Source organism: Novosphingobium sp. KN65.2, from assembly GCF_001368935.1.
Taxonomy (GTDB): Bacteria; Pseudomonadota; Alphaproteobacteria; order Sphingomonadales; family Sphingomonadaceae; genus Novosphingobium; species Novosphingobium mathurense.
Genome location: NZ_CCBH010000033.1, coordinates 1 through 880 on the forward strand (window position 1 = coordinate 1; position 880 = coordinate 880).

1 protein-coding gene is annotated in these 880 nt (G+C 60.6%); it reads left to right on the forward strand.

The features are described 5' to 3' along the window. The first annotated feature begins 61 nt into the window (after window positions 1-61). Window positions 62-826 (forward strand): IS6-like element IS6100 family transposase, encoded by a 765-nt coding sequence (locus tag SPHV1_RS01230; RefSeq protein WP_001389365.1) that lies wholly within the window; start codon window positions 62-64, stop codon window positions 824-826. Window positions 827-880 lie beyond the last annotated feature (54 nt).

The window sequence follows — 880 nt, forward strand, 5'->3', positions numbered from 1 at the left end:
GGCTCTGTTGCAAAAATCGTGAAGCTTGAGCATGCTTGGCGGAGATTGGACGGACGGAACGATGACGGATTTCAAGTGGCGCCATTTCCAGGGTGATGTGATCCTGTGGGCGGTGCGCTGGTATTGTCGCTATCCGATCAGCTATCGCGACCTTGAGGAAATGCTGGCGGAACGCGGCATTTCGGTCGACCATACGACGATCTATCGCTGGGTCCAGTGCTACGCCCCGGAGATGGAGAAGCGGCTGCGCTGGTTCTGGCGGCGTGGCTTTGATCCGAGCTGGCGCCTGGATGAAACCTACGTCAAGGTGCGGGGCAAGTGGACCTACCTGTACCGGGCAGTCGACAAGCGGGGCGACACGATCGATTTCTACCTGTCGCCGACCCGCAGCGCCAAGGCAGCGAAGCGGTTCCTGGGCAAGGCCCTGCGAGGCCTGAAGCACTGGGAAAAGCCTGCCACGCTCAATACCGACAAAGCGCCGAGCTATGGTGCAGCGATCACCGAATTGAAGCGCGAAGGAAAGCTGGACCGGGAGACGGCCCACCGGCAGGTGAAGTATCTCAATAACGTGATCGAGGCCGATCACGGAAAGCTCAAGATACTGATCAAGCCGGTGCGCGGTTTCAAATCGATCCCCACGGCCTATGCCACGATCAAGGGATTCGAAGTCATGCGAGCCCTGCGCAAAGGACAGGCTCGCCCCTGGTGCCTGCAGCCCGGCATCAGGGGCGAGGTGCGCCTTGTGGAGAGAGCTTTTGGCATTGGGCCCTCGGCGCTGACGGAGGCCATGGGCATGCTCAACCACCATTTCGCAGCAGCCGCCTGATCGGCGCAGAGCGACAGCCTACCTCTGACTGCCGCCAATCTTTGCAACAGAGCC

Bases quoted from the DNA above. Each gene is read 5' to 3' on its own strand.
- SPHV1_RS01230 (WP_001389365.1), top strand. From the start codon at position 62: ATGACGGATTTCAAGTGGCGCCATTTCCAGGGTGATGTGATCCTGTGG.